A 25,599-nucleotide genomic window follows, 5' to 3' on the forward strand; every position below is an offset into this window, starting at 1 on the left:
TCGATGTTCCGAAGAACGCTGGCTGTCGTGGCCATGGTGGTGGCGGGTCTCGCACCCGCGCTGCCTGCGGCGGCCGCGCCTGAGTGGCACGCCAAGACACCCCCGCTGACGACCCCGTGGACCCACCTGGTCAGCCCGACCAACGCCCTGCCGGAGTACCCGCGACCGCAGCTCACGCGGCCGGACTGGAAGAACCTCAACGGGGTCTGGGAGTTCGCGGGCGCGACGGCCGGTGCGGAGCCGCCGGTAGGCGAGTCGCTGCCGGAACGCATCCTCGTGCCGTACCCGGTGGAGTCGGCCCTGTCCGGGATCATGCGCAGCGAGCCGCGCATGTGGTACCGGCGCACCTTCGACCTGCCCGCCGCCTGGCGCAAGGACCGGCTGGTGCTCAACTTCGGCGCGGTCGACTACGACACCCGCGTGTGGGTCAACGGAAAGCTCGTCACCACCCACCGAGGCGGCTACGACGCCTTCTCCGCCGACATCACCTCCGCGCTCAAGGCACACGGCAAGCAGGAGATCATCGTCGGCGTCGAGGACCTCACCGACGCGACGTGGCAACCGGTCGGCAAGCAGCGGCAGGTCCCCGACCGGGGCATCTTCTACACGGCCACGTCGGGGATCTGGCAGACGGTGTGGCTGGAACCCGTGCAGGCCAGGCACATCACGAAGCTCGACATGACACCTCGGCTGGCCGACAGCACGTTGCGGCTGACCGCGCGGTCGTCGATCGAGGGCACGGTCGAGGCCGTGGCCTACGACAAGGGCCGTGTCGTCGGCCGGGTCCGCGGCCCCGCGAACCAGGAGCTGGCGCTGCCCGTGCCGCACGCGAAGCTGTGGTCACCGGACTCGCCGTTCCTCTACGACCTGCGCGTGACCCTGTTGGACCGCAACAGGACCGTGGACAAGGTGGGTTCCTACTTCGGCATGCGGGAGATCGGCACCGCGCCGGGTGCCGACGGCAAGCTGCGCATGACGTTGAACGGCAAGATCCTCTTCCACATGGCCACCCTGGACCAGGGTTTCTGGCCGGACGGCATCCACACGGCGCCCACGGACGCCGCGCTGCGGTTCGACCTGGAGCAGCACAAGGTGCTCGGCTTCAACGCGGTCCGCAAGCACATCAAGGTCGAGCCGGACCGCTGGTACTACCACGCGGACAAGCTCGGACTCCTGGTGTGGCAGGACATGCCCGCGATGAAGACGTCCAGCGAGCTGCCGCCGCCCGACGCCCGCGCCGAGTTCGAGCGCCAGCTGCACCGCATCGTGGACCAGCACAACAGCTGGACCTCGGTCGTGGTGTGGGTGCCGTTCAACGAGGGCTGGGGCGAGTGGGCGCGGGAGGACACCGGCCGCATCGCCGACAGCGTCAAGGCGCAGGACCCGAGCCGGCTGGTGAACGCGCACAGCGGCGTGAACTGCTGTGCCTCCAAGGGAGACTCGGGGCGCGGCGACATCATCGACCACCACGCGTACGTCGGGCCCGCGACACCGACACCGGAAGGCACCAGGGTCTCGGCCGACGGCGAGCACGGCGGCTTCGGTCTCGAGGTCGAGGACCACATGTGGTTCGGCGACGGCCACGCGTACGAGATGGAGCCCGACTCGACCACGCTCACGCGCAGGTACGTCGAGAACCAGCGTGACGTGCTCACCTCGGCGCAACGGTGCGGCATCTCGGGCGCGATCTACACGCAGATCACCGATGTCGAGCACGAGGTCAACGGCTTCTTCACCTATGACCGACAAGTTCGCAAGATGGACTTCGCGCAGGTCAAGGCCGTGAACCAGGACATCATCCGCGGCGCGGACGGGACGGGCAGCGGTGTCGAGCCGCCGCCTGGCACGCCGGGTCCGGACGGGATCGCGTACTACCCGTTCAGCGAGGGCACCGGCACGACGACCGCCGACGAGGTCGGCGACCACGACGGCACGCTCGTGAACGGTCCCGTGTGGACACCTGGCCACAACGGGAACGCACTGCAGTTCGACGGCAGCTCGTTCGTCGACACCGGTGCGTCGCTGGTGGACACGGCCGAGGGCAACTACACGGTGTCGGCGTGGGTCAGGATGGACGCGCTCGGCGGGTTCCAGACGGCCGTGAGCCAGGACGGTGACGTCAACAGCGGTTACTTCCTGCAGTACTCGGGCTCGGACAACCGGTTCGCCTTCAGCTTCGTGGGAGTCCGCGCGCTGGCATCCACCCCGCCCAACCCCGGCCAGTGGTACCACCTCGTGGGTGTCCGCGACGCCGCGGCAGGCACGCTGGAGCTGTACGTGGACGGCACGCCGGCCGGATCGGCGTCGGGCTGCGTCGGCTCGCCCGCGACGGGTGACACGGTGATCGGCAGGGCGAAGTACAACGGCGGCCAGGTCGACTTCTGGCGTGGCGCCATCGACCAGGTCCACGTGTACGACCGGGCGCTGACCGACGCGGAGGTGACCGAGCTGTACTCCTCCGGCAGGTGACGAACGGGGTCGGGCAGTGCCACGGGTGCTGCCCGACCCTCGCCGGACTTGGGCCGAGGGGTAGGGCTGCGGCCCTCGGGATGACAGCATGGGCGCATGGCGCTTGTTGTGGTGATGGGGGTTACGGGGTCGGGAAAGTCCACAGTGGGCATGGCGCTGGCGGAGCGGTTACGCGTGCCGTACGCCGACGCCGACGACTTCCACAGCCTCGAGAACGTGGCGAAGATGCGGGCGGGGACGCCCCTCGACGACACGGACCGCCTGCCGTGGCTGCGGGCCATCGGGGACTGGCTGCGTGCCCACCGGCAGATGGGCGGCGTGGTCACCTGCTCGGCACTCAAGCGCGTCTACCGCGACACCCTGCGGGACAGGGCGCCGGACGTCACGTTCCTGCACCTGGATGGTGACGAGGAGACCGTGCGGCAGCGGGTGGCCTCCCGGGAGGGGCACTTCATGCCCGAGTCGCTCGTGCGGTCGCAGTTCGACGCGCTGGAACCCCTCGGCGACGACGAGCGCGGCGTCGTGGTCGACCTCGCACTGCCGGTCGATGACATCGTGGCGCGGTTTCTGGAGTAGCTTCGGTCACTGATGAAGACGATGATCGATTTCGACCAGGCCAGGGCCTACGCGATCCCCATGGTCACGCGGTTCCGCGGCATCGACGTGCGCGAGGGCATGCTCATCGAGGGCCCCGCCGGGTGGGGCGACTTCTGCGCGTTCCCCGAGTACGACGACCGCGAGTCCGCGTCCTGGCTGACCACCGCGATCGAGGCGTGCACCGTCGGCTGGCCCGACCCCGTGCGTGGGCGGATCCCCGTCAACGCCACCGTTCCCGCGGTGGGGCCGCAGGTGGCGCACGAGATCGTCGCCGCGTCCGGCTGCGGGACGGTCAAGGTCAAGGTCGCCGACCACCCCGGCTCGCTGGACGAGGACATCGCGCGGCTCGAGGCCGTGCGGGACGCCCTGCCGGACGGGCAGGTGCGGGTCGACGCCAACGGGCTGTGGGACGTCGACACGGCCGTCAGGACGATTCCCCTGCTGGACCGGGCCGCCGGTGGGCTCGAGTACGTCGAGCAGCCCTGCGCCACGATCGAGGAGCTGGCCCTGGTGCGGCGGCGGACCTCGGTGCGGATCGCCGCCGACGAGTCGATCCGGCGGGCCGAGGACCCCATGAAGGTCGCGGTCGCCGGGGCCGCTGACGTGGCCGTGATCAAGTGCACGCCGCTCGGCGGGGTGCGACGCGCGTTGCGGGTCGCCGAGGCCTGCGGGCTGCCGGTCGTGGTGTCCTCGGCGTTGGAGACGTCGGTCGGGCTCAGTGCCGGGCTCGCGCTCGCCGGGGCCCTGCCGGAGCTGGACTTCGCCTGTGGGCTCGGGACGCTGTCGCTGTTCGCCGGGGACGTGGTCGGGCCCGCGCGTGCGCTGACCCCCGTCGACGGGTACCTGCCCGTCGCGCCCGTCACCCCCACGCCGGACCCCGCGCTGCTCGACCGTTACGAGCTGCGGGACCCGGCACAGGTTCAGTGGTGGCGGGACCGGCTCGCGCGGCTGGTCGAGCAGGGCCGCGTGCTCAACTGACGTCCTCGCGACGGGGCATGCCCGTCTGCGCGCCCTGTCGCGTGGTCGAGATGCCGGCCACGCGTACCGCCCACCGCGTCGCCTCGACCAGCGTCGAGCCCCGGTCCAGTGCGTCGGCGAGGGCACCGCAGAAGGCGTCACCCGCGCCGGTGGCGTCGACGGCGTCCACCTCGACGGCCGGGACGTGTGTGACCTCGTCGTCTGCCACCACGAGCGCGCCGTCCGCGCCGAGGGTGACGACGACGGCGGACGGGCCGGTCAGCGACCGTGCCAGGGCCGCGGCCTCGTCGGTGGTGGTGGGTTCCGGCGCGCCCGCCAGCACGCCGAGCTCCGACCGGTTCGGGATCAGGACGTCCACCCGCGCCAGCAGCTCGGGTGGCAGCTCCCGCGCCGGGGCCGGGTTGAGCAGCACCCGGCCGTGGGCCGCCTCGACCGCCGCCTGCACGGCCTCGAGGGGGATCTCCAGCTGGGCCAGCAGCACGTCGGTCGACTCCAGCAGCGACGTGTTGAGGTGCTCGGGGCTCAGCCGGGCGTTCGCGCCGGGGCTGACCGCGATCGTGTTCTCGCCGCCGTCGGCCACCGTGATCAACGCGATGCCGCTCGGCGTGTCCTCGGCCGTGTGCAGCCAGGTCAGCTCGACACCCGCGTCGGTGAGGGCGGTACGGATGGTGGTGGCGAGGTCGTCATCGCCCACGCAGCCCACGAAGACGACCCGCGAGCCGAGCCTGGCCGCCGCGACCGCCTGGTTGGCGCCCTTACCGCCGGGCGTCTTCAGGTGGTCACGGCCCAGCACCGTCTCCCCCGGCCCCGGCAGCTCCGCCACCGGGACCACGAAGTCGACGTTGCAGCTCCCAATGACCGTGATGGTCACTCCGCGCTCGACCTCGCCCACAGGTTGATGCCGCTCTCGACCGCGTACTTGTCGATCTCGGCCAGCTCGGAGTCGGTCAGCTCCGCGTTGTCCAGGGCGCCCAGGTTGTCGTCGAGCTGACGCACGCTCGACGCGCCGATCAGGGTCGAGGTCATCCGGCTGTCCCGCAGCGTCCAGGCCAGCGCGAGTTGGGCGAGGGTCTGGCCACGGCCGCCGGCGATCTCGTTCAGCGCGCGGATGCGGCCGAGGTTGTCCTCCGAGAGCATCGACTGCGACAGCGACCCCTCACGGGCGGCGCGGGAGTCGGCAGGGACGCCGTCGAGGTAGCGGCTGGTCAGCATGCCCTGCGCGAGCGGGGAGAAGCCGATGCAGCCGACGCCCAGCTCACCGAGCGTGTCGAGCAGGTCGGGCTCGATCCAGCGGTTCAGCATCGAGTAGGACGGCTGGTGGATGAGCAGCCGCACACCCATGCCCGCGAGCAACGCGTGGGCCTCGCGGGTCTTGGTCGGCGAGTACGAGGAGATGCCGACGTAGAGCGCCTTGCCCTGCGTCACCGCGGACGCGAGCGCGCTCATCGTCTCCTCGAGCGGCGTGTCGGGGTCGAAGCGGTGCGAGTAGAAGATGTCGACGTAGTCCAGCCCCATGCGGGACAGGCTCTGGTCGAGGCTCGCGAGCACGTACTTGCGGGAGCCGCCGCCCTGGCCGTACGGGCCGGGCCACATGTCGTAGCCGGCCTTGGTGGAGATGACCAGCTCGTCCCGGTACGGGCGGAAGTCCTGGGCGAAGAGCGCGCCGAAGTTGGACTCGGCGGAGCCGTAGGGCGGGCCGTAGTTGTTGGCGAGGTCGAAGTGCGTGACGCCCCGGTCGAACGCGCGGCGCAGGATCGCCCGGCACTGCTCCAGGGGCACCTCGGTGCCGAAGTTCTGCCACAGGCCCAGCGAGATCGCCGGCAGCCGCAGCCCGGAGTCCCCGGACCTGCGGTAGGACATGTTCGTGTCGTAGCGGTCCTGCGCTGCCTCGTATGCGGGCGGGACGCTCATGCTCTTCGGCCTCCTGTGATCTGTGATCGCGGGTACCGTGATGTTATGTCCGCGCTGGTGAACAACGTCGGATGGATGGGCTGGAACCTGGTGCTGGCCCTGGTTCCGCTGGCGCTCGCCCGCGTCCTGTTCGGCCGGCACGACCGCCCCAGATGGGTGCTGGTCTCGGGTGGCGCCGTGTTCGTCGCGTTCCTGCCGAACGCGCCATACGTGCTGACGGACGTCCTCCACCTGCCGAGGGAACTGTCCGTGGCACACGGCCACCAGTGGCTCGCGGCCGCTCTCGTCGGCCAGTACGTGTGCCTGTTCGCGGCCGGGTTCGCCGCCTACGTGCTGTCACTCGTCCGGTTCGAACGCTGGCTGGCCGATCACGGCGTGTCACGGCGGGCGGTCCTGTTCACGGACCTGTCCCTGCACGCGCTGTGCGCGGTCGGCATCGTCCTCGGCCGGGTGTTCCGGTTCAACTCGTGGGACCTGGTCACCAACCCCGGTGGGCTGCTCGACCTGGTCCGCGTCCCCCAGCCGAGGACGTTCGCCGTGCTCTTCATCCTGTTCGCGATCCTGGCGGGCGGCGCGGCCCTGGCCAGAACTAGTCCGCCTCTCCGAAATTTCATGTGTGGGCTGCGTCCCGGCGCAGGTCCAGCTGCCGAGGTGGGTTGTGGCTGGGTGCCGTCACGTTCCCCTGAGCTGACTGTTGCTCAGGCGCAGACTTCACACAAAAACCGGGATTAGCCCTCCTGCAGGTCCGCCAGGGCCTGCTTGACCTTGGTCAGCTCCTCCTCCAGCTCGGCCAGGCGGGCCTGGTGCTGCTCGCGGGCCACGTCGAGCACCGACTCGATGGCCTTGGAGATGTCCTCGTGCAGCTCGGCGGCCGCGCGGGACACCGCGGCGGCCGGGATCGCCAGACCCTGGACCACACGGCTGCCGGAGTGCGACAGCTCTGCCTGCCACTCACCGTCCAACGTGCCGGTGACCGTCAGGGTCAGCTCGACCGTGCGGGTCTTGCGTGCCGTGCTGCCCGGCTTGCGGCCACGCTTGGCCGGTGCGGGGGTGGACTCCGTCGGGGCGGCGGCGGTCTCTGCTGGCACAGCCTTCTCAGCCGCCTCGACAGGCTGGTCCGCCGGCTTGTCCTCGGTAGTTGGGGACACCGTTACGCTCCTTCGTCATGGGGACGCCGCTGGGCGGGCATATTAGAACATGCGTTCGCCGACCGCTCCGGGAGCCGGTCCACGACACGCGTCAGTCATCATCGCGGCTGGCCGTCGGGCCTCGTCTTCGGGTCGGCCTGTGCGTGCTGGCAGCCGCCCTGGTATTGACGGCGTGCGTGCAGCGGTCGGCCGTGCCGGCGGACGAGAAGCCGGTCAGCCTCGACAGCCAGACCAACGTCCGCGACGAGGTCGACCCGTGCAGCCTCACCGGCCAGGCCGCCTACGAGCCGCACGGCCCCAAGGCCCGCGACCTCGCCGCGGCCGCGTGGGAACTCCTGCCGGCTGTCTAGTCCTTGCGGCCGGTGACCGCGATCGTGGCGCCCAGCCCGATCATCATCAGGCCGCCGGTGCCGCCGACCATCTCCAGCCGTCGGGGCGAACGGGAGAACCAGGTCCTCGCCGTCGACGCGAGCAGTGCCCACATGCTGTCCATCACCAGCGCGATGACCGGGAACACCGCGGCGAGCACCAGCATCTGCATCGGCACGTTTCCCGCGACGGGGTTCGTGAACTGCGGCAGCGCCACCACGAAGAACACGATCACCTTCGGGTTGGTCACGCCGACGACGAAGCCGTCACGCAGCGCGCGCCGCGACGGGATGACGGTCGGGATGCCGGCCGACAGCGCCTCGGTCACCTTGCGGCGGTGGCGGATCGCCTGCACGCCGAGGAACACCAGGTACGCGGCGCCGACCAGCTTGATCACCGTGAACACGGCGACGGACCGCTCGACGACCACGCCGACACCCACCGCGACGGCCACCGCCTGCACGTACGCCCCCAGCGCGTTCCCGAGGACGGACAGCAGCGCCTGCCTGCGCCCGACGGTCAGCGCGCGGCCGACGGTGAACAGCACGCTCGGCCCCGGCACCGCGATGACGGCCACCGACAGCAGTGTGAAGGCGAGGACCTGACCGAGCGACATCATGCCGCCGAGACTAGGTCTCCCGTCCGTGCCTCGTCGCGTGGTTTATGGGCCAGGCCCAGCGCGAGCGTCGTGATCGCGGCCACGGCGGTCAACGCGATCGCGCGTTCGACCAGGCCGAGCGGCGCGAACAGCCACCACGGCCCGTAGCCGGCGGCCATCCGGACCACCCCGACGACGATCACGCCGAACCACGCCAGCGACACCACGGCGAACCCGCGCGACGCCGTCCGCCACAGCGGACGATCAGGCAATGCCTTGCCCGCCAGGAGAAGCACCGCGAGCGGCAGCGACACGAACCCCACCGCGCTCGCGTACCGGTGGACGATGCCACCGATGCTGGGGCCGACCGTCCAGTTCGTCTTGGTGAACGTGACGATCGCCAGCAGGCTCGCGACCCACAGCACGCCGAGCAGGACCGCGCCGGAGTAGAGCGGCACCTCGCGGGCACGCACCACCGCGACGAACACGAGCACCGAACCGAGCGCCACCAGCAGCACCGCGACGTCGAACAGCCACTTGTTGGAGGTCAGCGCGTACTGGGACAGCGTCCTGCGCAGCGGGCTGATCTCGTTCGTCGGCGGGATCACGTGCAGTACCAGCATCAACACGCAGCCCGCCACCAGCGCGACGACGCCGGCCAGCGCGGTTCTGGAGTGCATACGACCGAGGCTAGCGAGCGAACCTATGAACAGCGTAAGAAGACATACCGGTCATTCGCGGAGCGCGACGAGTGCCGCGACGCCGTCGAGGATGCGTTCCAGCCCGAAGTGGAAGTCGCTGTCGAGGCCGTCGAACTCGTCGTCCTCGAAGACACCCGAGTCGACGACCGCGTGCAGTGCCGGGAACTCCTCGACGGTGGTCAATGTCTTGATCAACCTGCCGTAACCCGCCGCGGCGCGCGCCAGGGGGTCGCCTGCCTCGAACGCGGCGGCGAGATCACCGCTGAGCAGTGCGAAGCTCCTGGTGAAGCTCGTGAGCAGCAGGATCACCGACAGCTTCTCGCCCTCCGCCAGCTTCGTGTCACCGAGCGCGCGCAGGCCCCACTCCATGAACCGCAGCTGGTTGGGCATGATCGGCGCGCCGCTGACCGGGATGCGCACGACCCACGGGAACTGGCGGTACGCGCGCAGCTCGATCGCGGCCCACTCCTCCAGCCGCTCCCGCCAGGTGCCCTCGACCGGCACCTCGAACTCGACCTGGCCGAACGCGCCGTCGATCATCAGCCACAGCAGCTCGTCCTTCGCCGCCACGTACCGGTAGAGCGACATCGCCGACGTGCCCAGCTCGTTCGCGACCCGGCTCATCGAGACACCGCCGATGCCCTCGGCATTCGCGACCCGGATACCGGCGTCGACGATCTGCTCCAGCGACAGCCCGCGCCTCGGCCCCTTCCTCGGCCGGTCGCGGATGCCCCACGCCATCTCGAAGCTGGCCGGCAGACCCGTGTCGTCGGTCATCAACCCTGACCCCTCAACCAGGGACATCCCTGATTTACTGTTTATGTCCTACGCAATACGGTTTATCTCGTACGCAGAAGCTCCTCGACCTTCTCAGGGAGAACCCATGCCCGAGGAACCAACGATCGAGGCTACCGGCCTCACGAAGTCATACGGGGAGGTGCGGGTGCTGGCCGGTGTCGACCTGCACGTCCCGCGGGGCAGCGTGTTCTCGCTGCTCGGCCCGAACGGCGCGGGCAAGACCACCACGGTCCGCATCCTCACCACCCTGATCGCGCCGGACGGGGGCACGGCACGGGTGGCCGGGCACGACATCGTGCGGGAGCGGGGCCTGGTCCGCCGGGCCATCAGCCTCACGGGCCAGGACACGGCACTCGACGAGCTGCAGTCCGGCAGGGAGAACCTGCAGATGATGGGCAGGCTGTGCCGGCTGTCGAGCCGGGTGGCGGCCAGGCGCGCCGACGAGCTGCTGGAGCGGTTCGACCTGGTCGAGGCGGGCACGCGGCGGGTCGGCACGTACTCCGGCGGCATGCGCAGGAGGCTGGACCTGGCCGCGAGCCTGATCGTGCCGCCTGCCGTGATCTTCCTCGACGAGCCGACCACGGGCCTGGACCCACGCAGCCGCGCCGAGATGTGGCGGGTGATCACCGAGCTGACCCGTTCCGGCGTGACGATCTTCCTCACCACGCAGTACCTGGAGGAGGCCGACCGGCTGGCCGACCGGATCGCCCTGGTCGACGGCGGCCGGATCGTCGCGGAGGGCACGTCCGCGCAGCTCAAGCAGCGCGTGGCCGAGCACCGCCTCGACCTCTCGCTCACCGACGTCACCGGCTTCGACATGATGACCCGCTACCTCGGCGAGCGGGCCCTGGTGCCCGACCGCGACCGGCTCACGCTGTCGGTCGCCACGGACGGCAGCGCCGCGCACGTCCGCGCGCTGCTCGACGACCTGGACCCCGCTCGGCGCGTGATCGACCGGTTCGCCGTGCACTCCGCGACCCTCGACGACGTGTTCCTGGCGCTGACCGGGCACGCGACCACCGCGCACAAGGAGCCCGCCGGTGTCTGACCTCGCCCTGCGGCCGGCCTCGCCGGTCGGCGACCTGCTCGTCATGGTGCGCCGGTCGACCCGGCTGACCATGCGCAACGGGGACGCCCTGCTGACCTCGCTCGCGTTGCCGATCATGCTGATGCTGCTGTTCGTCTACCTGTTCGGCGGCGCCATCGACACCGGCACCGAGTACGTGACCTACGTCGTGCCCGGCGTGATCATGCTGTGCGCGTCGTTCGGCGCCTCGCTCACCGCGGTGGCCGTCACGAACGACATGACAGGCGGGATCATCGACCGGTTCCGGTCGCTGGACGTGCGGGGCGCGGCCGTGTTGGGAGGGCACGTCGCCGCGAGCACCGCCCGCAACCTCGTCTCGACGGCGATCGTGCTCGGCGTAGCGTTCCTGATCGGCTTCCGGCCGTCGGCGTCCTTCGTGGACTGGCTGGCCGCCGTCGGGCTGCTCGTCGTCGCGATCGTGGCGCTGTCGTGGGCGGCAGCGGCGGTCGGGCTGCTGGCGAGGACCCCGGAGGCGGCGGGCGGGTTCACGTTCTTCGTGATGTTCCTGCCCTACCCGAGCAGCGCGTTCGTGCCGGTGGAGACCATGCCGTCGTGGATCCACGGCTTCGCGGACAACCAGCCGTTCACCCCGCTCATCGAGTCGCTGCGCGGGTTCCTGCTCGGCACGCCGGTCGGCGACAGCCCGTGGATCGCCCTCGCCTGGTGCGTCGGGATCCTCGGGGTGGCCGTCGCGGCGACCGGTCGCCTGTTCCGTCGCCGGACCAGGTGAGGAAGGGAAAGGGGGCGGACGAGGGGCCGCCCCCTTTCTCGGGTCAGGCGTTCGGGTTGAACGTGATGCCGGCAGGCTTGGCCTTGGTGAGGTTGTCGGCGAAGGCACCGTCCTTGATGGCCAGGCTCGCGCTGCCGAAGTTGGCGGCCACGAGCCGGTCACGGATGCCGGCGGGGAAGTTGTCCCAGCTGACCAGGTCCGGGTACTGCCAGGTGCCGTAGTGGTTCTCCGGCGTCTCGGTCATGCTCGCGATGCGGAAGCAGTGCGTCGACAGGCCGTCCTTGTGGTAGATCACGTGGGCGTGCGTGCCGTCCCACGCCACCTGTGAGCGCGGGTAGGTGTCGTAGTTGCCGTGCTTGGACACCGAGACGTACTGCGCGACGTCGTTCTGCACCCAGATCACGACGTGTTCGAGGTCGTGGCGGTGACCGCAGCAGTCCCAGCCGGGGATGGCCTGGTCCTTCTCGAAGTACAGGTCGTAGAGGTAGGCGCACCAGCCGTTGTCGCACTTGGAGCGCGAGTAGGAGTTCGTGTTGTCCAGGTCGGACTGGTCGTGGCAGCTGCCGTTGAGCGCGCCGGAGTTGTTGAGTCCCGGCGCGATCGTGCCGTCGGGACCGATGGCCGGGGTCGGGTAGCAGCCGTCGCCGTCGTAGTCGAAGGCGGGTTGCCACCTGCCGTCGGCCGCCGCGTAGCTCGCCGGCAGTGACCGGGGCGGGTCCGCCCAGGCGGTGGCAGGTATCAGAACTGTGAACAGGGTGGCCGTCGCGACCACTACCGCGGCTCGTCTTCCCACACGCATCGCAGTGCCCTCTCCGTTGACTGCGTTGGTCTTGCAGGGGCGACCAACGCCGTCAACGTAAGCCGGGCTGATCAGCGGGAGTCAACCGCCGATGGTCGGCAAAGTGACGAGGTGCTTACTATCCGTCGAGCCCAGCGCGACGGGCGTCTCCTCGCCGACCAGGATGAGCAGCACTCGTTACCGCAGAGTCACGGTCAGGCTGCCGTCGCCACGGACCTCGGCGCGAACCTCCGCACCTCGGGTGGTCTGGACGACCTGGGAGGCGACCTTCCTGCCGTTGAACGTCACCGACGCCGGCTTCTTGCCCGCCGGCAGGACCGCGCCGACGGTCAGGCCGGCCCTGGTCCCGTCGAGGTGGACCGTCGTCGTCAGGTGGTTGCCCCTCAGCGTCGCCGAGACGTCGACCGAGCCGCGGTCGCCGAGGCGGATGTTCTTGCCCGACACCGACTTCTGGTTCGGCGGCAGCTGCGGCACCACCGACAGCGCACCCGTGCCCAGCGACGGCGACACCCCCAGCCACTGGTGCACGACCGGCCACAGCGTGCCGTAGGTGCCCCACGCCTGCAGTGCCATCGACCGGTCGTAGAACGGGCGGTCGATGTTCGCCGGGGAGTCCGGTGACGGGGCCACCTCGGGCATGGCGCCCGGGGTCTCCCACACGGTCGGGTCGAGCTGGATCCGCGCGTTGCCGGTCGTGTACGCCTCCTGCGGGCCGAGGCGGCCGAAGTTGCCCTCCGCCACCGCCATGACCGCCGTGTTGAGGGAGTACGTCGACCGCTCGCTCTTCACCGTCGACACCACCGTGTCGCACGACGGACCGGGGTTGCCCTCCGGCGCGGAGGTCGGGCCGGAACCGGTGTGGTACAGGCCGAACTCGCCCGTGTAACAGTTCTTCTCCCGCTGCGCCAACGCTTCGGGACCGTGCGTCGGCGACGCCAGCGGGGTGCCGCCCGGCAGCTCGATCTCCATCGGCGTGACGCCGGTCCAGTGGCGCTGGAACACCTGGCGGTTGTCGTTCGCGGGGTCGGCCGGGTCGTCGATCGACTCGGCGTAGCCCTTGGCGTCATCGCCTGCCCACCACGCCGCCTCGAACCGCGTCCGGAGGTCGGTCGCCTTCGTGGTCGCCCAGTTCGCGGTCGCCGTGTCGCCCTTGGACGCGGCCATGTCCGCGAGGTCCAGCAGTCCGCGGATGAAGTACGCGGTGCTGTCCAGTTTCTCGACGCCCATGCCCGTGCGCTCGACGTTGCCGAGGCCCTCGAGCCAGCCGTCGCCGTCGGCGTCCAGAGTGGACACCGCGTAGCGGAGGTTGCGGACCGAGAAGTCGTAGAGGTCGTCACGGAACCTGTTGTCGCCGGTCCAGCGCCACACCAGCGCGACAGCGCTCGGGAACTTCACCGTCTCGTCGGTGTTGCCCGCGTCGCCGTTGACACCGAAGTACACATCACCGGTGGACACGACCTCGTGCACCAGCTTGCCGCTTCCGGCGTTCACGACCTCGCTGACGTCCCGCAGCGAGCGCAGGTGCGCCTTGACCGCGTCGAACTGTCCCGCGGCGACGGCCGCGAACGCCGTGTACTCGCCGTCCGTGCCGAAGAGCCAGGGGTAGTCGGGGAAGCCAGCCCCGATCCAGCGTGCTTTGTCGAGGGTGCCGACCGGCTCGGGATAGGCCCTGCCCTCGTCGGTGTCCCGAAGCTGCAGGTCGTGGGCCTCCTGCACCGAGTCGGCCAGGTTCTGCTTGCTCCAGTCGACGCTCTGCTGCAGCAGCCGGTCACCCGGCAGGTCCACGACGGTGTTGCGTGCCACCGCGGCCCGACCGTCCACCTTGGACCGCAGCGCACGCACCGGGTCGGCCGAGGCACGTCGGTACTCGCCGCGTGCCGCGCCGAGTCCCTGGTCGGAGCCGGCGACCGTGAACCACACGGTCGTCGCCCGGCCCGGCGAGAGCCGCACCGAGTAGTCGAGCCGGCCGCCGGTGCCCTTGCCGAACGCCGAGTCGTCGCACCGGGGCGGCGCGGTCCCGTCGGCCGGGCACACCACGGCCGGGTCCTGCGGGCCGCGGTGGTCGGGGCCCAGCGCGGAGCTCACCGGCCTGGCGGAGGAACCCACCACGGCCGCGTAGTCGTGTCCGGCGCCCTGCTCGCGGAACACCAGTGTGCCGTCCGCGGTGGACGCCGTGTCGGGCAGGTTCGCCTCTGCCGCACCGGGTGTCGTCCAGCCCCACGGGTAGGCGGTCATCAGCTCGGAGTGCGCGTCCATGGCGAGGTCGACGGACCGCGCCGACGAGCTGCGCAGCGTCAACCCGATCACGGTCGCGCCGACACCGTCCGGCGCGAAGTCGACCCGGTCGACGGACACCCCGGCCGGCTGGTACGCGAACCGCTGGTAGCCCCAGCCGGTCGTGTACCGCGCGGCCGGGGTGTCCGCCCCGAGCCAGGAACCGTCGACGGCGAACCAGATGCCGTCGAGCAGCTTGACGGGCGGCGCCCAGATGCCGCCCATCTCGCCGCGGATGTGCCAGCCGCTTGCCGGGTACAGACCGTCCGCGTCGCCCATGGCGATCGTGCGGTCGCCGGTGACGAGCGCCCGGCGGTCAGCCAGTCTCGTCGTCTCGGACAGCTCGGTAGGGTGGCGTCCGGCGAACGCTCCCCCGGCCAGGTCTCTGTCCGATCTGCCCTCCGCGCCGGCCGGAACCGCCAGCGCGGTAACGACGAGTGCCAACGCGGAGCACAGTAAGACCGGCTTCTTCATCTACTTCACGCCTCCAGCTGTCAGGCCTGCGATGATGCGTCGCTGGAAGATCAGCACCACGATCACGAGTGGCACCGTGACGATCACGCCTGCCGCCATCTTCGTACCGAACGGGCTGTCGAAACCGGAAGCGCCGGTGAACTGGGAGATCGTCACCGTCGCGACCTGGATGTCCTTGTCGTTGACCATGGTCAGCGCGATGATGAACTCGTTCCACGCCGCGATGAACGTGATGATCGCGGTGGTGAACATGCCGGGCGCCGCCAGCGGCAGGATCACCTGGCGGAACGCCTGTCCACGCGTCAGGCCGTCCACCATGGCCGCCTCCTCCAGCTCCTTCGGCATCTGCCGGAAGAACGTGGCGAGCGTCCACACCGCGAGCGGCAGTGCGAACGAGAGGTCGGGGATGATCATCGCCTGGTAGGAGTTGATCCAGCCGATGTCGGTGAACAGCTTCAGCAGCGGCACCAACAGCGCCACACCGGGGAACATCGACGTCGCGATGACGATCCCCGCGACGACGTTCTTGAACCGGAAGTCCAGCCGCGCGATCGTGTACGCCGCGAAGGTGCCGACGATCAGCGTCAGGATCGTGGTGACGCCCGCGACGATCACGCTGTTGCCGAGCGCCCGCCAGAAGCCGACGCTCGGGCTGAACACCGCGTCGAAGTTCCCGAGCGAGAACGGGCTCGGGATCACCGACTTGTCCGCGACGTCGCTCGGCCGCCGGAACGCCGAGACGATCATCCAGTAGAACGGCACCAGGCAGTACACGACGATGATCGCGACACCGATGTGCAGCAACCACCTGCGGCCGGTGGGCAGCTTCGTCTGGTCCGTCATGCCGTCACCGCCCTGTCCTTGCGTGCCTTGGCTTCCTTCGACCGCGTACGTGCCTCACCGAGGACGTCCGCGCCGAGGAGCTTGACGAACGCGTAGGCGACGAGTGCCACGTAGATGAACAGGATGACGGCGTACGCGGCGGCAGGACCGATTCTCAGGTTCGCCGCCTCCTCCTGCGCGAGCATCGAGAGCGTCTCGACGGAGGATTTTCGCCTGCCGATCATCACGTACGGCAGGTCGAACATCCGCAGGGCGTCGAGGCCGCGGAACAGGATCGCCACCAGCAGCGCGGGCTTGACCAGCGGCAGCGTGATCTGCCAGAACTGCTTCCAGCCGGACGCGCCGTCGACCCTCGCCGCCTCGTAGACGTCGTTCGAGATGATCTGCAGCCCGGCGAGCACCAGCAGCCCGACGAAGGGCGCGGTCTTCCAGACGTCCGCGATGATGACCGCGATCTTGGCCTGGAAACCCTCGGTGGTCCACAGGATCTGCGAGTTCAGCACCTCGTTGGCCACACCGTCGGCCTGGAAGATGAACTGCCACATGATCGCGGACACCGCCGTGGGGATGGCCCACGGCACGAGGATGCTGGCACGCACGAGGCCCTTGCCACGCAACGCGTGGTGCATCACCAGCGCCATGGCGACACCGATGACGACCTCGAGGACCAGCGTGGTGACGGTGAAGAACGTGGTGTTGAAGAAGGCGTTCCAGAACCGGGTCCCGGTCTCGCCGCTGAAGATGTCGGCGTAGTTGTCGACGCCGACGAACTGGTTGCCCTCGACGACGAAGCCGTTCTCGTCGAGCCCGTCCTGCTTGCGGTACAGCGACTCCCGGATCGCGGAGATCAGCGGGTAGACGACCACGAGCGCGAGCACGAGGAAGGTCGGGGTGAGCAGCAGCAGGGCGAGGCGGCCGTGCTTCTGCGGGTCGGACTTCGCCGAGGGGGGTTTTGCTGCGCCTGCCGTGGTGGGCGGCGGCGCGGTGGTCACTGTCACGACAGGACTCCCAGGTGTGTGAATAGCCGGATGCCGGCCGGTGCGCCCTTCGTGGACGCACCGGCCGGCACACACGGAGCTACTGCGTGGTCAGCGACTCCAGCTTCGACTGGAGATCCTTCAGTGCGTCGTCGGTGCTCGCCTGACCGTTGATCGCGCTGTACGCGGCCTCCTGCATCGCCGCCGTGACGTCGCCGTACTTCACGGCCTGCGGCCGCGGCACCGCCGTGAGGATCGACTCCTTCAACGTGGTGAGGTACGGGAACTTCTCCACCAGCTCCTTGTCGTCGTACAGGTTCGCCCGCGTCGGCGCCTGCGAGGTGGCGAGGAGGTTGGACTTCTCGGCCTCCTCACTGGTGAAGAACTTGATGAAGTCCAGCGCGGTCGCCTTGTTCTCGGCGAACGCGGAGATCCCGAAGTTGTGGCCACCGAGGGTGGACACGCCCGGGCCGGACTTGCCGGGCAGCGGGGCCACCTCGAACTTGCCGTTGATCTTCGAGGAGCCGTCGGTCGCACCGGCCTTCGCGTACACGTACGGCCAGTTGCGGAGGAAGATCAGCTCGCCGTCCTGGAAGGCACGCCTGCTCGGCTCCTCCTGGTAGGTCACCGCCGCCTGCGGGATCTGACCGGACTTCACGCCGTCGACCAGGAAGTTCAGGCCGTCCTTGGCCTCCTGGGTGTCCACGGTCGGTTTACCGGACTCGTCGAGGATCGACCCGCCCGCCGACTGCACGGCCTCGGAGAAGTTGCACGTCAGGCCCTCGTACTTGTCGAACTGGCCCGCGTAGCAGCCAAGAGCGGCGTTACCCGGCAGCGCCTTGACCTTGTCACAGGCCGTCTTCATCTCGTCCCACGTCTTCGGCGCCTCGGTCACGCCCGCCGCGTCGAGGAGGTCCTTGCGGTAGAAGAGCAGGCCGCCGTCGGAGTACACCGGGACCGCGTACAGCTTGTCGCGGTACTTGGCGGTGTTCACGGCGGGCTCGAGGAAGTTGTCGAGGTCGAACTGGTCCTGCGGGAGTTCCTCGACCCAGCGGTTCGCCGCGAACTCGGCCGTCCAGACGACGTCCATGTTCAGGATCGTGAACTCCTTGGACTTCGCCTGCGCGTTGCGGACCATCGCGTCGCGCTGGTCGTCGGCCGACTCCGGGAGCTCGGTGATCGTCACCTTCTCGTCCGGGTGCTTGCCGTTCCACTCGTCGACGAGCTTCTGCATGTTGCCGGACGTGTCCTTGCCCGTGGCGAACTTGATCGGGCCACGGCCTTCGAGCGCCCCGGACTGACCGCCGCCCGAGTCGTCGGACCCACTATCGCCGCAGCCGGCCAGCACGACCGCCGCGACGGCAAGCAAGGCGGCACCGCGCACGCTTGCTTTACCTATCATCACGTTTACTCCTGTCGATCAAAATGGAACCAACCCGCACCACTGGGCCATGTGGAACAGAGCGGGTACACCTGGAAAGTGGCGAGTAGAACACAGGAGGAATGGTCGAGGTGTGGCGGCACGGCACACGACGCACGCGTTCGCGGCTCTCGTACCGAGTCATCCTCGACTCCTCTTCGGTGGTCCTTTTCGGACCGAGACAGGCTGTGACCAGGCCGTCGCCGGCGCGGATCCCACTAGCTTGATCGGTCAACGGCGGCCAAGCGTGGACCAGCGCACTCGCGAGTGTCAACCCCGGAATTGTTATAGAGCGCAACGGAGTTCACGGCTTCGGCAGGCGAACGGTCCGCGCCCGGATGACGGAGTGAACGCCGCCGAATGGCGGCACCCGGAACGCGTTGCGGCAGGACCGACGCCCTACCGTCGCCGACCAGGTACGACTGGTTGCTTTTCGGCAACAATGGCCGCCCGGTTACCGGGCGGTGGAAGGTTCGACGCCGGATTCCGGTGGCCGGTTCCGGTCACCCCCAGGGGTGATGGCCTATCGCCCCGGCAGCGAGAAGTAGGCGACGGCCCTTTCCTCGAGGCTGCCCATGTACACGACGCCCTCGTACTCACGCACGCCCGTCACCAGGTGGTAGTCGGGCCGCGCGCCCCGGAAGTCGTGCACCACCCGCCCGTCGGAGCCGTCGACCGCACGGACCCAGACCACCCGCTTGTCCTTCATCTGCAACGACTCCGGCAGCGCCCACACGGCCTTGCGGACCGCCGGGTGCAGCCGCAGCGCGATGTCGAGCGCAGGCACCCGCGCCGAGGCCAGGGCGACCCAGACGAGCCCGTCGGAGCCGGTCGAGATGTTGTCGGGGATGCCGGGCAGGTTGTCGTCGAGCACGACGTGCCGCCCCGAGGGCAGTTCGATCTTGTCGAGCCGGTAGGACCCGGTGCTCGCGACCACCACGTACGACTCGTCCGGCGCCAGCGCGACCCCGTTGGCGAAGAACAGCCCGGACAGCAGCACGTCGACCGTGCCGTCCGGCGAACGGCGCAGCAGCCTGCCGGTGCCGCTGTGCTCCAGCAGGTCGGCCTTCCAGTGCTCCAGCTCGAACCGCGACGTCGAGTCCGTGAAGTAGACCGTCCCGTCCTTGGCCACGGCCGCGTTGTTGCACACCCGCAGGCCCGGGCCGCGGGCCACCAGCACCTCGACCTCGCCGGTCTGCCGCGACACCAGCAGCAGCCCGCGCTTCGCGTCGCACACCAGCAGCCTGCCGTCCGGGTACCGCTCCAGGCCGAGCGGCCGCCCACCCGTGTCGACGATGAGGTCGAGCCGCCGCCCGTCGGGGGTCAGCCGCAGGATCCGGCCGTCGTCGACGCCGGTGAACACGTGCCCCTTGTCCACGAGCACGTCCTCGGCGCCGTTCCCGTTGACCGGCACGACGGTCAGTGGCGGCAGCGGGTCCGGGGCCGACTTCGGGGCCTTGGCCGGGCGCCACACCTGCGGCGAGATCTTCGGGCGTCGGGCCATGTCAGCTCCTACCGGTAGGTCAGCAGCCCGCGGTGCGGGCCCTCGAAGTGGCCGTGCTCGTTGACCGACACCAGACTCACCCCGGATCGGCCGCTGACCAGCTTCGTGATGGCCGCGTTGGGCATGGTGCGGTTGAGCGCGAGGTAACCGGCGGTCGGCGCCGACAGTAGCGCCGCGCAGATGGCGCTGATCACCCCGGCCGAGGTGAACACGAGCGCGGCCTTGCCCCTGGGCAGCTCGTCGAACACCTCGGCGAGCGCCGCCCGCACGCCACCGGTGAACTCGAGCCACGTGCCGGTGCTCCCCGCCGGGTGTCCGCCGGTGATCCACGACTCGATCGCCACGTCGAGCTGGCGCTGGAAGTCGCGGGACTCCGAGGGCGCCGGCTGGCCCGCGGGGACGAGTCCGAGGTGGTCGTACTCGTTCCAGCGGGCGTCCTCGCGCACGGGGAGGTCGAACCCGCCGCTTTCGAGGCACGCCGAGGCCGTCGCGAGCTGGCGGCGCAGCGTGCCGCTCCAGGCCGCGTGGACGTCAACCTCCCGCCTGCCCAGTTCGGTGCCGAGCACGGCGGCCTGCTGCCTGCCGACCGCCGAGAGGGTGTCGTAGTCGGCGGCACCGAACGACGCCTGGCCGTGCCGGAGGAGGTAGACGGCGGTCATCGGAGCTTTTTCTCGCACCGGGCGAAGAGGTAGCCCACGAACATGCCCAGGTTCGCGAACGCCGGGTTGTGGGTCTGCCCGCTGTGGAAGCGGTAGTAGATCTGCTGCATGATCACGGCGAGCCGGAAGGCGCCGAACACGTCGTAGAACAGCCAGTTGTCGTAGGGCAGGCCCATGCGCTCGCAGTAGTGGTGGACCAGCTCACGGCGCGTCGGCATGCCGGGCAGGTGCGACGGCTGGCGCCGCGACAGGAGCGCGATGTCGTCGTCGTCCGCCTGGATCCAGTACGCGAGACTGCCCGCGAGGTCCATGAGCGGGTCGCCGAGGGTGGCCATCTCCCAGTCGAGCACGCCCACGGTGTCGAGGTCGTCGTCGAGCACGACGTTGTCGAACCGGAAGTCGTTGTGGATCACGCAGGTCCGCACGTCACCGGGCTGGTTCTCGTGCAGCCAGGCCATGACCGCCTCGCCGTCCGGCGAGTCGGGGGTGCGGGCGGCGCGGTAGCGATCGGACCAGCCGCGGACCTGCCGCTCGACGTAGCCCGCACCCTTGCCGAGGTCGGCGAGCCCCGCGGCCTGCGGGTCGACCTCGTGCAGCTCGATGAGCCGGTCGAAAACGCGGTAGGCCAGCTTCGACGCCTCCTCCGGCGTCAGCGTGATCCCCTCGGGCAGGTCGCCACGCAGGATGATGCCCTCGATGCGGTCCATGACGTAGAAGTCGGAGCCGATGACGTCGGGATCGGTGCACAGCGCGAGGACGGTCGGCACGTACGGGTAGACCGGCTTGAGCTGCTTCTGCACGGTGTACTCGCGGCGCATGTCGTGCGCGGACCTGGCCTTCTGGCCGGCGGGCGGGCGGCGCAGGATCAGCTCGCGGTCCGGGTAGGACAGCAGGTAGGTCAGGTTCGACGCGCCGCCGGGATACTGTCGGACCGTCGGCAGGCCGGTGAGCCCGTCCACGGTGGCCGAGAGCCACTCGTGCACGGCCGACGTGTCGAACGCGTCCTCGTCCCGCAGCGCACCCGGCTCGTCCTTCACGTGTCTCCCTTCTCCACGGCCCCGCGCAGCCGCGCCCAGTACTTGCGCACCTGGCCGTCGGTGAGCCCGAACCGCTTGAGCAGCGCGGAGCGCCGCCCGTCCGTGTGCGTGAGCACGAGGAACCGCCCACGCGCCACGGCGTCGTACACCTGCTCGGCCACGTCGTCCGGGGTGACCGTGGACGAGGCCATCAGCTTGTCCATGAGCCTGGCGATGGCGGGGTCGGGGCTGCGCAGGCGCTCGTTGAGGTTGGTGCGCACGAAGCCCGGGCACACGACGGTGGTGCGCACGCCGTAGGGCTCGAGCTCCAGGCGGAGGGTGTCCGACAGCGACAGGACCGCGGCCTTGGTGACGTTGTACGAGCTCATGGCGGGCAGGTTCATGATCGCGGCGAGGGAGGCCACGTTGACCAGGTGACCGGACCGGCGGGCCTTGAAGTCCGGCACGAACGTGCGACAACCCCGGATGACGCCCTTGACGTTGATCTCCCAGATCCAGTCCCAGTCGGCGATGCCGACCTTCTCGAACCGCCCGCCCGCCGCGACACCCGCGTTGTTGACGAGCACGTCGAGCCCGCCCCACTCGCGCTCACACCAGTCCCGGGCGGCAGCCCAGTCACCGTCGTCGGTGACGTCGAGCCGGATCGACTGCGCACCGAGCTCGTTCGCGGACGCCTCGGCCCGGTCCCCGTCCACATCGGAGACGAGCACCCGGTGGCCGGCCCGCAGGAAGCGCGCGGCGACCGCCCGCCCGAGCCCCGAGGCCGAGCCGGTGACGAGGACCCGGTCAGCCATGCCGGTGGGTCGCGGTGCTCATCCCCGGCCGCCTCCCTCGCTGGTCCCGCTCCGGTAGGGCGCCATCTCGTAGCGGGCGACGAGCCCGAGGTGCACCTCGTCAGGCCCGTCGGCAAGACGGAGCGAACGAGCGCCCGCGTAGGCGGCGGCGAGGGGGAAGTCCTCGGAGAGGCCGGCGGCCCCGTGCAGCTGGATGGCCATGTCGATCACGTCGAGCGCCATGTTGGGCACGGCGACCTTGATCTGCGAGACCTCGCTGCGGGCGCCGGCGAGGCCCTTGGTGTCGAGCAGCCAGGCGGTGTGCAGGACGAGGAGCCGGGCCTGGTTGATGGCGATCCTGGCGTGGGCGACGCGTTCCCGGTTGCCCCCGAGGTTGAGGAGGGGCTTCCCGAAGGCTTCGCGGGAGGTGCCCCGCGTGAGCGCCAGCTCGAGCGACCGCTCGGCAAGCCCGATCAGGCGCATACAGTGGTGGATCCGCCCAGGCCCAAGCCGCCCCTGAGCGATCTCGAACCCACGGCCCGGCCCGGCGATGACGTTGTCGAGCGGCAGCCGGACGTCGGTGAAACTGACCTCACCGTGCCCGTAGGGCTCGTCCCGATGCCCGAACACGGACAACATCCGCTCGACCTTGACCCCCGGGGCGTCGGTCGGCACCAGCACCATGGAGTGCCGCCGGTGCCGGTCCGCGGCGGGGTCGGTGAGCCCCATGAAGATGACGAACCGACAGTTGGGGTGACCGACGCCGGTGCTCCACCACTTCCGTCCGTTGAGGACGATCTCGTCCCCGTCGACAGTCGCGGTGGCCGCCATGTTGGTGGCGTCGGAGGAGGCGACGGCGGGTTCGGTCATGCAGAACGCGGACCGGATCTCGCCGCGAAGCAGCGGCTCCAGCCACTGGGCCTGCTGGTCGGGGCTGCCGTACTGGAGGAGGACCTCGGCGTTGCCGGTGTCCGGGGCGTTGCAGTTGAACACCTCGGGGGCGAGGAACGATCGGCCCATCTGCTCGGCCAGCGGTGCGTACTCGACGTTGTTGAGGCCGGCGCCACGCTCGGAGTCGGGGAGGAAGAGGTTCCAGAGGCCGTGGTCGCGGGCCTTGGCCTTGAGCTCTTCGACGACGGGGAGGACCGTCCAGGGGCTGTCACCCGCGTGCAGGGCCCGGTGGTACTCGCCCTCCACCGGCTCGACCTCGTTCCGCACGAAGTCGGACACCCGGTGCAGGTAGTCAGCCGCCATGGCCGAATGCGAGAAGTCCACAAACAAGCACCCTAGCCCCGAAAAACCCGCCAAAGGGAGCACCAACCCACCCCCGACGGCAGGTGACATCGGTCACCGCTCCCACCCGTCCTGGGCGGCTTCCAGCCTCCCGACCAGCGCACTGTCCAGAACCGACCGCGTGGATCGTGCCACCGACGACGGTCACACCCACTCCGCAGTCATCGACAACAAGGGGCTCGCCGAAGCCCCGTAGAACCCCGACGACCCAAACGCCATCGCGGAGTCGTCAGCCCCTCCGAAGTTGCCGCCCTGCGATCCAGCCGGCTCTCCGGTCGTGCCCTGCCGCTGGCTGCTCCGCGAATCTACTGGTCCCCGCGAAGGCCGCCGGCCTGCGAGAAAAGCAGCCCCCGTCAAACCGGTCAGCGTTGCGAACCTAGTCGGTCGGCCGCCGACCGACCGCTGCGCAACCAACCAGCCCCACGCAACCAACCAGCCCCAGCCGTCCCACAGCGTCCGCGATGGCCTGCAACCGGGCCACGATCCCCGTCCACCCACCCGTGCGATGCCACCGCCGGAACAGCCCATACACCACCGGCACGTCCCGCCACGGGGCACCCACCCGCAACCGCCACCGAATCCCATCGATGAGCTGCCGTTTCGTCCACATCGGCGGACGACCTGACCGTTTCGACATGGGCAACAACGGCTCCAACATCGCCCACCGCTCATCGGTCAGGGCCGCCCGCCCCGCCACCACTGCGCTGACCACGAGGTCTCCGGATAAAGATGATCTTCTTGGTCGACGATCGTCTTACCGGAGACCTCGCCTACATGATCAACAACACGCCGCAGACCACACGGAGACCCTGGTCAGAACTTCAGAACACGCCCCAGGAGGGGGTGACGACACGGGGTTGTCGATCTTGGTTGTGGACAAGTGGTGCGGCTGTGGACAACTCACTGGCCGGTGTACAGCAGCAGATTCGGCGTGTCGGGACCGGCGTCGGTGATCTTGTCCGGGGTCGCCGCGGCGGTCAGGCCCGCTTGTACGTCCGCCGGTGTCGCTTCCGGGTTGGCCGACAGGTACAGCGCGGCGGCGCCCGTCACGTGCGGAGTGGCCATCGAGGTGCCGCTGATGGTGTTCGTTCCGCCGTCGTTCCAGGACGAGGTGATGTCCACGCCCGGGGCGTACAGGTCGACGACCGCGCCGTAGTTGGAGAAGGACGCCTGGGCGTCGGTGTCGTCCGATGCGGCTACGGTGATTGCCTCGTCGACGCGGGCCGGGGAGGACTCCGCCGCGTCGGCCGAGGAGTTGCCTGCCGCCACCGCGAAGGTCACGCCGGAGTTGATCGCGCCGCGCACTGCCTCGTCGAGTGCGTCGTCCGCGTCGCCGCCCAGGCTCATGTTCGCCACCGACGGGCCGCTGTGGTTCTGGGCGACCCAGTCGAGGCCCGCTACGACCTGCTCGGTCGTGCCGCTGCCGTTGTCGTCGAGCACGCGTACGGCGACGATGCTGACGCCCTTCGCCACGCCGTACTCGGCGCCGCCGACGGTGCCGGCCACGTGGGTGCCGTGCCCGTTTCCGTCGGAGGCGTCGTCGTCATCGTCGATCGCGTCGTAACCGCTGGTCGCGCGGCCCTCGAACGTCGGGTGGTCGATCATGACGCCGGTGTCGACGATGTACGCGGTGACGCCGTCGCCCTTGCTGTCGTAGTTGTACGCGTCGTCGAGCGGCAGGTCGCGCTGGTCGATGCGGTCCAGGCCCCACGACGGCGGGTTCTCCTGGGTGTCGTTGACCGAGTACGTCTGGCTCTGCTGCACGTATGCCACCGAGTCATCACCGGCGAGCTTGTTGGCCTGCTCCTCGGTCGCGTGCATGGCGAAGCCGCGAAGGGCGGTCGTGTAGGTGCGGCTGACCTGGGTGCCGTACGTGCCTGCGAGGCTGGTGGCCTCGTCCAACACTGTGGTGCTTGCCGCGCTGTCCTTCAGCACCACGATGTAGCTGCCGTCCACCGCGTTCTCGGTGTTCGCCGACCGAACCTGTCCTTGGGTCGCCTGTGCGGGAATGCCGACAACCGCCGCTGCGATCGCTACAGCACCCGCGAGCGAAGCGCCCGCGATCAGCCTGCCCCGACTCGTGAATTTCATTGTGTTGCCCTTCCGATCCCCGACTGACATGCACGCCGCACGTCACCTGTAAGTGTGATTACCCAGGAA

25 protein-coding genes are annotated in these 25,599 nt (G+C 69.7%); 7 read left to right on the plus strand and 18 right to left on the minus strand.

What is annotated here, in order from left to right; genetic code table 11:
- The first annotated feature begins 3 nt into the window (after positions 1 to 3).
- From CLV71_RS15120 to CLV71_RS15130, 3 genes are all read left to right on the plus strand, one after another.
- A complete protein-coding gene (locus tag CLV71_RS15120) occupies positions 4 to 2,469 on the plus strand; it encodes a LamG-like jellyroll fold domain-containing protein (RefSeq protein ID WP_243866471.1) in 2,466 nt (821 codons plus the stop codon).
- A 96-nt stretch (positions 2,470 to 2,565) separates the two neighbouring features.
- Positions 2,566 to 3,045: a gluconokinase gene (locus CLV71_RS15125; protein WP_133903395.1), complete on the plus strand. Its 480-nt coding sequence runs from the start codon at positions 2,566 to 2,568 to the stop codon at positions 3,043 to 3,045.
- 12 nt (positions 3,046 to 3,057) lie between these two features.
- Positions 3,058 to 4,044 (plus strand): o-succinylbenzoate synthase, encoded by a 987-nt coding sequence (locus CLV71_RS15130; protein WP_133903396.1) that lies wholly within the window; start codon positions 3,058 to 3,060, stop codon positions 4,042 to 4,044.
- On the opposite strand, the gene rbsK is transcribed toward CLV71_RS15130, so the two are convergent.
- On the minus strand, positions 4,037 to 4,915 hold the full coding sequence (rbsK, locus tag CLV71_RS15135; RefSeq protein ID WP_133903397.1) for a ribokinase: 879 nt from the start codon (positions 4,913 to 4,915) through the stop codon (positions 4,037 to 4,039). The two genes, CLV71_RS15130 and rbsK, sit on opposite strands and share 8 nt — an antisense overlap.
- Positions 4,912 to 5,955, minus strand: a complete 1,044-nt coding sequence (gene mgrA, locus CLV71_RS15140; protein ID WP_133903398.1) for an L-glyceraldehyde 3-phosphate reductase — start codon at positions 5,953 to 5,955, stop codon at positions 4,912 to 4,914. Before mgrA ends, rbsK begins: the two co-directional genes overlap by 4 nt.
- Positions 5,956 to 6,000: 45 nt before the next feature.
- Between mgrA and CLV71_RS15145 the strand changes: the two genes are divergently transcribed.
- Positions 6,001 to 6,687 (plus strand): DUF1361 domain-containing protein, encoded by a 687-nt coding sequence (locus CLV71_RS15145; RefSeq protein ID WP_133903399.1) that lies wholly within the window; start codon positions 6,001 to 6,003, stop codon positions 6,685 to 6,687.
- Here CLV71_RS15145 and CLV71_RS15150 read toward each other — a convergent pair.
- On the minus strand, positions 6,684 to 7,043 hold the full coding sequence (locus tag CLV71_RS15150; RefSeq protein ID WP_243866472.1) for a DUF6319 family protein: 360 nt from the start codon (positions 7,041 to 7,043) through the stop codon (positions 6,684 to 6,686). The genes CLV71_RS15145 and CLV71_RS15150 overlap by 4 nt on opposite strands.
- Positions 7,044 to 7,246: 203 nt before the next feature.
- On the opposite strand from CLV71_RS15150, the gene CLV71_RS15155 reads away from it, so the two are divergent.
- Positions 7,247 to 7,453, plus strand: a complete 207-nt coding sequence (locus tag CLV71_RS15155; protein ID WP_133903401.1) for a hypothetical protein — start codon at positions 7,247 to 7,249, stop codon at positions 7,451 to 7,453.
- Here the strand turns inward: CLV71_RS15155 and CLV71_RS15160 are convergent.
- The 3 genes from CLV71_RS15160 to CLV71_RS15170 are packed head-to-tail and all read right to left on the minus strand — an operon-like array spanning position 7,450 to position 9,548.
- A complete protein-coding gene (locus tag CLV71_RS15160; RefSeq protein ID WP_133903402.1) occupies positions 7,450 to 8,091 on the minus strand; it encodes a LysE family translocator in 642 nt (213 codons plus the stop codon). The two genes, CLV71_RS15155 and CLV71_RS15160, sit on opposite strands and share 4 nt — an antisense overlap.
- Positions 8,088 to 8,750, minus strand: coding sequence for a DUF998 domain-containing protein (locus tag CLV71_RS15165; RefSeq protein ID WP_133903403.1), 663 nt, complete (start codon positions 8,748 to 8,750; stop codon positions 8,088 to 8,090). Before CLV71_RS15165 ends, CLV71_RS15160 begins: the two co-directional genes overlap by 4 nt.
- 51 nt (positions 8,751 to 8,801) lie before the next feature.
- On the minus strand, positions 8,802 to 9,548 hold the full coding sequence (locus CLV71_RS15170) for a TetR/AcrR family transcriptional regulator (RefSeq protein ID WP_243866473.1): 747 nt from the start codon (positions 9,546 to 9,548) through the stop codon (positions 8,802 to 8,804).
- Between the two features lie 106 nt (positions 9,549 to 9,654).
- On the opposite strand from CLV71_RS15170, the gene CLV71_RS15175 reads away from it, so the two are divergent.
- Both CLV71_RS15175 and CLV71_RS15180 read left to right on the plus strand, forming a co-directional pair.
- Positions 9,655 to 10,617: an ATP-binding cassette domain-containing protein gene (locus CLV71_RS15175; RefSeq protein ID WP_133903404.1), complete on the plus strand. Its 963-nt coding sequence runs from the start codon at positions 9,655 to 9,657 to the stop codon at positions 10,615 to 10,617.
- Entirely contained in the window at positions 10,610 to 11,386 is a 777-nt protein-coding gene (locus CLV71_RS15180) for an ABC transporter permease (protein ID WP_243866474.1), read from the plus strand. Before CLV71_RS15175 ends, CLV71_RS15180 begins: the two co-directional genes overlap by 8 nt.
- A 43-nt stretch (positions 11,387 to 11,429) precedes the next feature.
- Here the strand turns inward: CLV71_RS15180 and CLV71_RS15185 are convergent, their stop codons facing one another.
- The 12 genes from CLV71_RS15185 to CLV71_RS15240 all read right to left on the minus strand — a co-directional run bounded on the left by CLV71_RS15185 (position 11,430) and on the right by CLV71_RS15240 (position 25,530).
- Positions 11,430 to 12,185 (minus strand): NPP1 family protein, encoded by a 756-nt coding sequence (locus tag CLV71_RS15185; RefSeq protein ID WP_133903405.1) that lies wholly within the window; start codon positions 12,183 to 12,185, stop codon positions 11,430 to 11,432.
- A gap of 177 nt (positions 12,186 to 12,362) precedes the next feature.
- Positions 12,363 to 14,903 carry a glucosidase family protein gene (locus CLV71_RS15190; protein WP_208297575.1) on the minus strand — a complete coding sequence of 847 codons (2,541 nt, stop codon included), beginning with the start codon at positions 14,901 to 14,903 and terminating at the stop codon, positions 12,363 to 12,365.
- A 30-nt stretch (positions 14,904 to 14,933) separates the two neighbouring features.
- Positions 14,934 to 15,776 (minus strand): carbohydrate ABC transporter permease, encoded by an 843-nt coding sequence (locus tag CLV71_RS15195; RefSeq protein ID WP_133903406.1) that lies wholly within the window; start codon positions 15,774 to 15,776, stop codon positions 14,934 to 14,936.
- Positions 15,773 to 16,774, minus strand: a complete 1,002-nt coding sequence (locus CLV71_RS15200) for a carbohydrate ABC transporter permease (protein ID WP_243866475.1) — start codon at positions 16,772 to 16,774, stop codon at positions 15,773 to 15,775. The genes CLV71_RS15195 and CLV71_RS15200 overlap by 4 nt, the downstream gene beginning before the upstream one ends.
- 79 nt (positions 16,775 to 16,853) lie before the next feature.
- On the minus strand, positions 16,854 to 18,155 hold the full coding sequence (locus CLV71_RS15205) for an ABC transporter substrate-binding protein (protein ID WP_133903869.1): 1,302 nt from the start codon (positions 18,153 to 18,155) through the stop codon (positions 16,854 to 16,856).
- A gap of 541 nt (positions 18,156 to 18,696) precedes the next feature.
- A complete protein-coding gene (locus CLV71_RS15210) occupies positions 18,697 to 19,677 on the minus strand; it encodes an SMP-30/gluconolactonase/LRE family protein (RefSeq protein WP_133903407.1) in 981 nt (326 codons plus the stop codon).
- Between the two features lie 8 nt (positions 19,678 to 19,685).
- Positions 19,686 to 20,336: a histidine phosphatase family protein gene (locus CLV71_RS15215; RefSeq protein WP_133903408.1), complete on the minus strand. Its 651-nt coding sequence runs from the start codon at positions 20,334 to 20,336 to the stop codon at positions 19,686 to 19,688.
- The gene (locus tag CLV71_RS15220) at positions 20,333 to 21,373 is read right to left on the minus strand and encodes a phosphotransferase family protein (RefSeq protein ID WP_133903409.1); all 1,041 of its coding nucleotides are present in this window, start codon (positions 21,371 to 21,373) and stop codon (positions 20,333 to 20,335) included. The genes CLV71_RS15215 and CLV71_RS15220 overlap by 4 nt, the downstream gene beginning before the upstream one ends.
- Positions 21,370 to 22,167: an SDR family oxidoreductase gene (locus CLV71_RS15225; RefSeq protein WP_133903410.1), complete on the minus strand. Its 798-nt coding sequence runs from the start codon at positions 22,165 to 22,167 to the stop codon at positions 21,370 to 21,372. Before CLV71_RS15225 ends, CLV71_RS15220 begins: the two co-directional genes overlap by 4 nt.
- An 18-nt stretch (positions 22,168 to 22,185) precedes the next feature.
- Positions 22,186 to 23,421, minus strand: coding sequence for an acyl-CoA dehydrogenase family protein (locus tag CLV71_RS15230; protein WP_133903411.1), 1,236 nt, complete (start codon positions 23,419 to 23,421; stop codon positions 22,186 to 22,188).
- 394 nt (positions 23,422 to 23,815) lie between these two features.
- Positions 23,816 to 24,151 (minus strand): transposase, encoded by a 336-nt coding sequence (locus tag CLV71_RS15235; protein ID WP_341771568.1) that lies wholly within the window; start codon positions 24,149 to 24,151, stop codon positions 23,816 to 23,818.
- A gap of 188 nt (positions 24,152 to 24,339) precedes the next feature.
- On the minus strand, positions 24,340 to 25,530 hold the full coding sequence (locus CLV71_RS15240; protein ID WP_133903412.1) for a S8 family peptidase: 1,191 nt from the start codon (positions 25,528 to 25,530) through the stop codon (positions 24,340 to 24,342).
- Positions 25,531 to 25,599 lie beyond the last annotated feature (69 nt).

It is taken from the genome of Actinophytocola oryzae, from assembly GCF_004364325.1.
GTDB classification, from domain to species: domain Bacteria; phylum Actinomycetota; class Actinomycetes; order Mycobacteriales; family Pseudonocardiaceae; genus Actinophytocola; species Actinophytocola oryzae.

Bases quoted from the DNA above. Each gene is read 5' to 3' on its own strand.
- CLV71_RS15120 (WP_243866471.1), top strand. From the start codon at position 4: ATGTTCCGAAGAACGCTGGCTGTCGTGGCCATGGTGGTGGCGGGTCTC.
- CLV71_RS15125 (WP_133903395.1), top strand. From the start codon at position 2,566: ATGGCGCTTGTTGTGGTGATGGGGGTTACGGGGTCGGGAAAGTCCACA.
- CLV71_RS15130 (WP_133903396.1), top strand. From the start codon at position 3,058: ATGAAGACGATGATCGATTTCGACCAGGCCAGGGCCTACGCGATCCCC.
- mgrA (WP_133903398.1), bottom strand. From the start codon at position 5,955: ATGAGCGTCCCGCCCGCATACGAGGCAGCGCAGGACCGCTACGACACG.
- CLV71_RS15145 (WP_133903399.1), top strand. From the start codon at position 6,001: ATGTCCGCGCTGGTGAACAACGTCGGATGGATGGGCTGGAACCTGGTG.
- CLV71_RS15160 (WP_133903402.1), bottom strand. From the start codon at position 8,091: ATGATGTCGCTCGGTCAGGTCCTCGCCTTCACACTGCTGTCGGTGGCC.
- CLV71_RS15165 (WP_133903403.1), bottom strand. From the start codon at position 8,750: ATGCACTCCAGAACCGCGCTGGCCGGCGTCGTCGCGCTGGTGGCGGGC.
- CLV71_RS15170 (WP_243866473.1), bottom strand. From the start codon at position 9,548: ATGACCGACGACACGGGTCTGCCGGCCAGCTTCGAGATGGCGTGGGGC.
- CLV71_RS15175 (WP_133903404.1), top strand. From the start codon at position 9,655: ATGCCCGAGGAACCAACGATCGAGGCTACCGGCCTCACGAAGTCATAC.
- CLV71_RS15185 (WP_133903405.1), bottom strand. From the start codon at position 12,185: ATGCGTGTGGGAAGACGAGCCGCGGTAGTGGTCGCGACGGCCACCCTG.
- CLV71_RS15195 (WP_133903406.1), bottom strand. From the start codon at position 15,776: ATGACGGACCAGACGAAGCTGCCCACCGGCCGCAGGTGGTTGCTGCAC.
- CLV71_RS15205 (WP_133903869.1), bottom strand. From the start codon at position 18,155: ATGATAGGTAAAGCAAGCGTGCGCGGTGCCGCCTTGCTTGCCGTCGCG.
- CLV71_RS15210 (WP_133903407.1), bottom strand. From the start codon at position 19,677: ATGGCCCGACGCCCGAAGATCTCGCCGCAGGTGTGGCGCCCGGCCAAG.
- CLV71_RS15215 (WP_133903408.1), bottom strand. From the start codon at position 20,336: ATGACCGCCGTCTACCTCCTCCGGCACGGCCAGGCGTCGTTCGGTGCC.
- CLV71_RS15225 (WP_133903410.1), bottom strand. From the start codon at position 22,167: ATGGCTGACCGGGTCCTCGTCACCGGCTCGGCCTCGGGGCTCGGGCGG.
- CLV71_RS15240 (WP_133903412.1), bottom strand. From the start codon at position 25,530: ATGAAATTCACGAGTCGGGGCAGGCTGATCGCGGGCGCTTCGCTCGCG.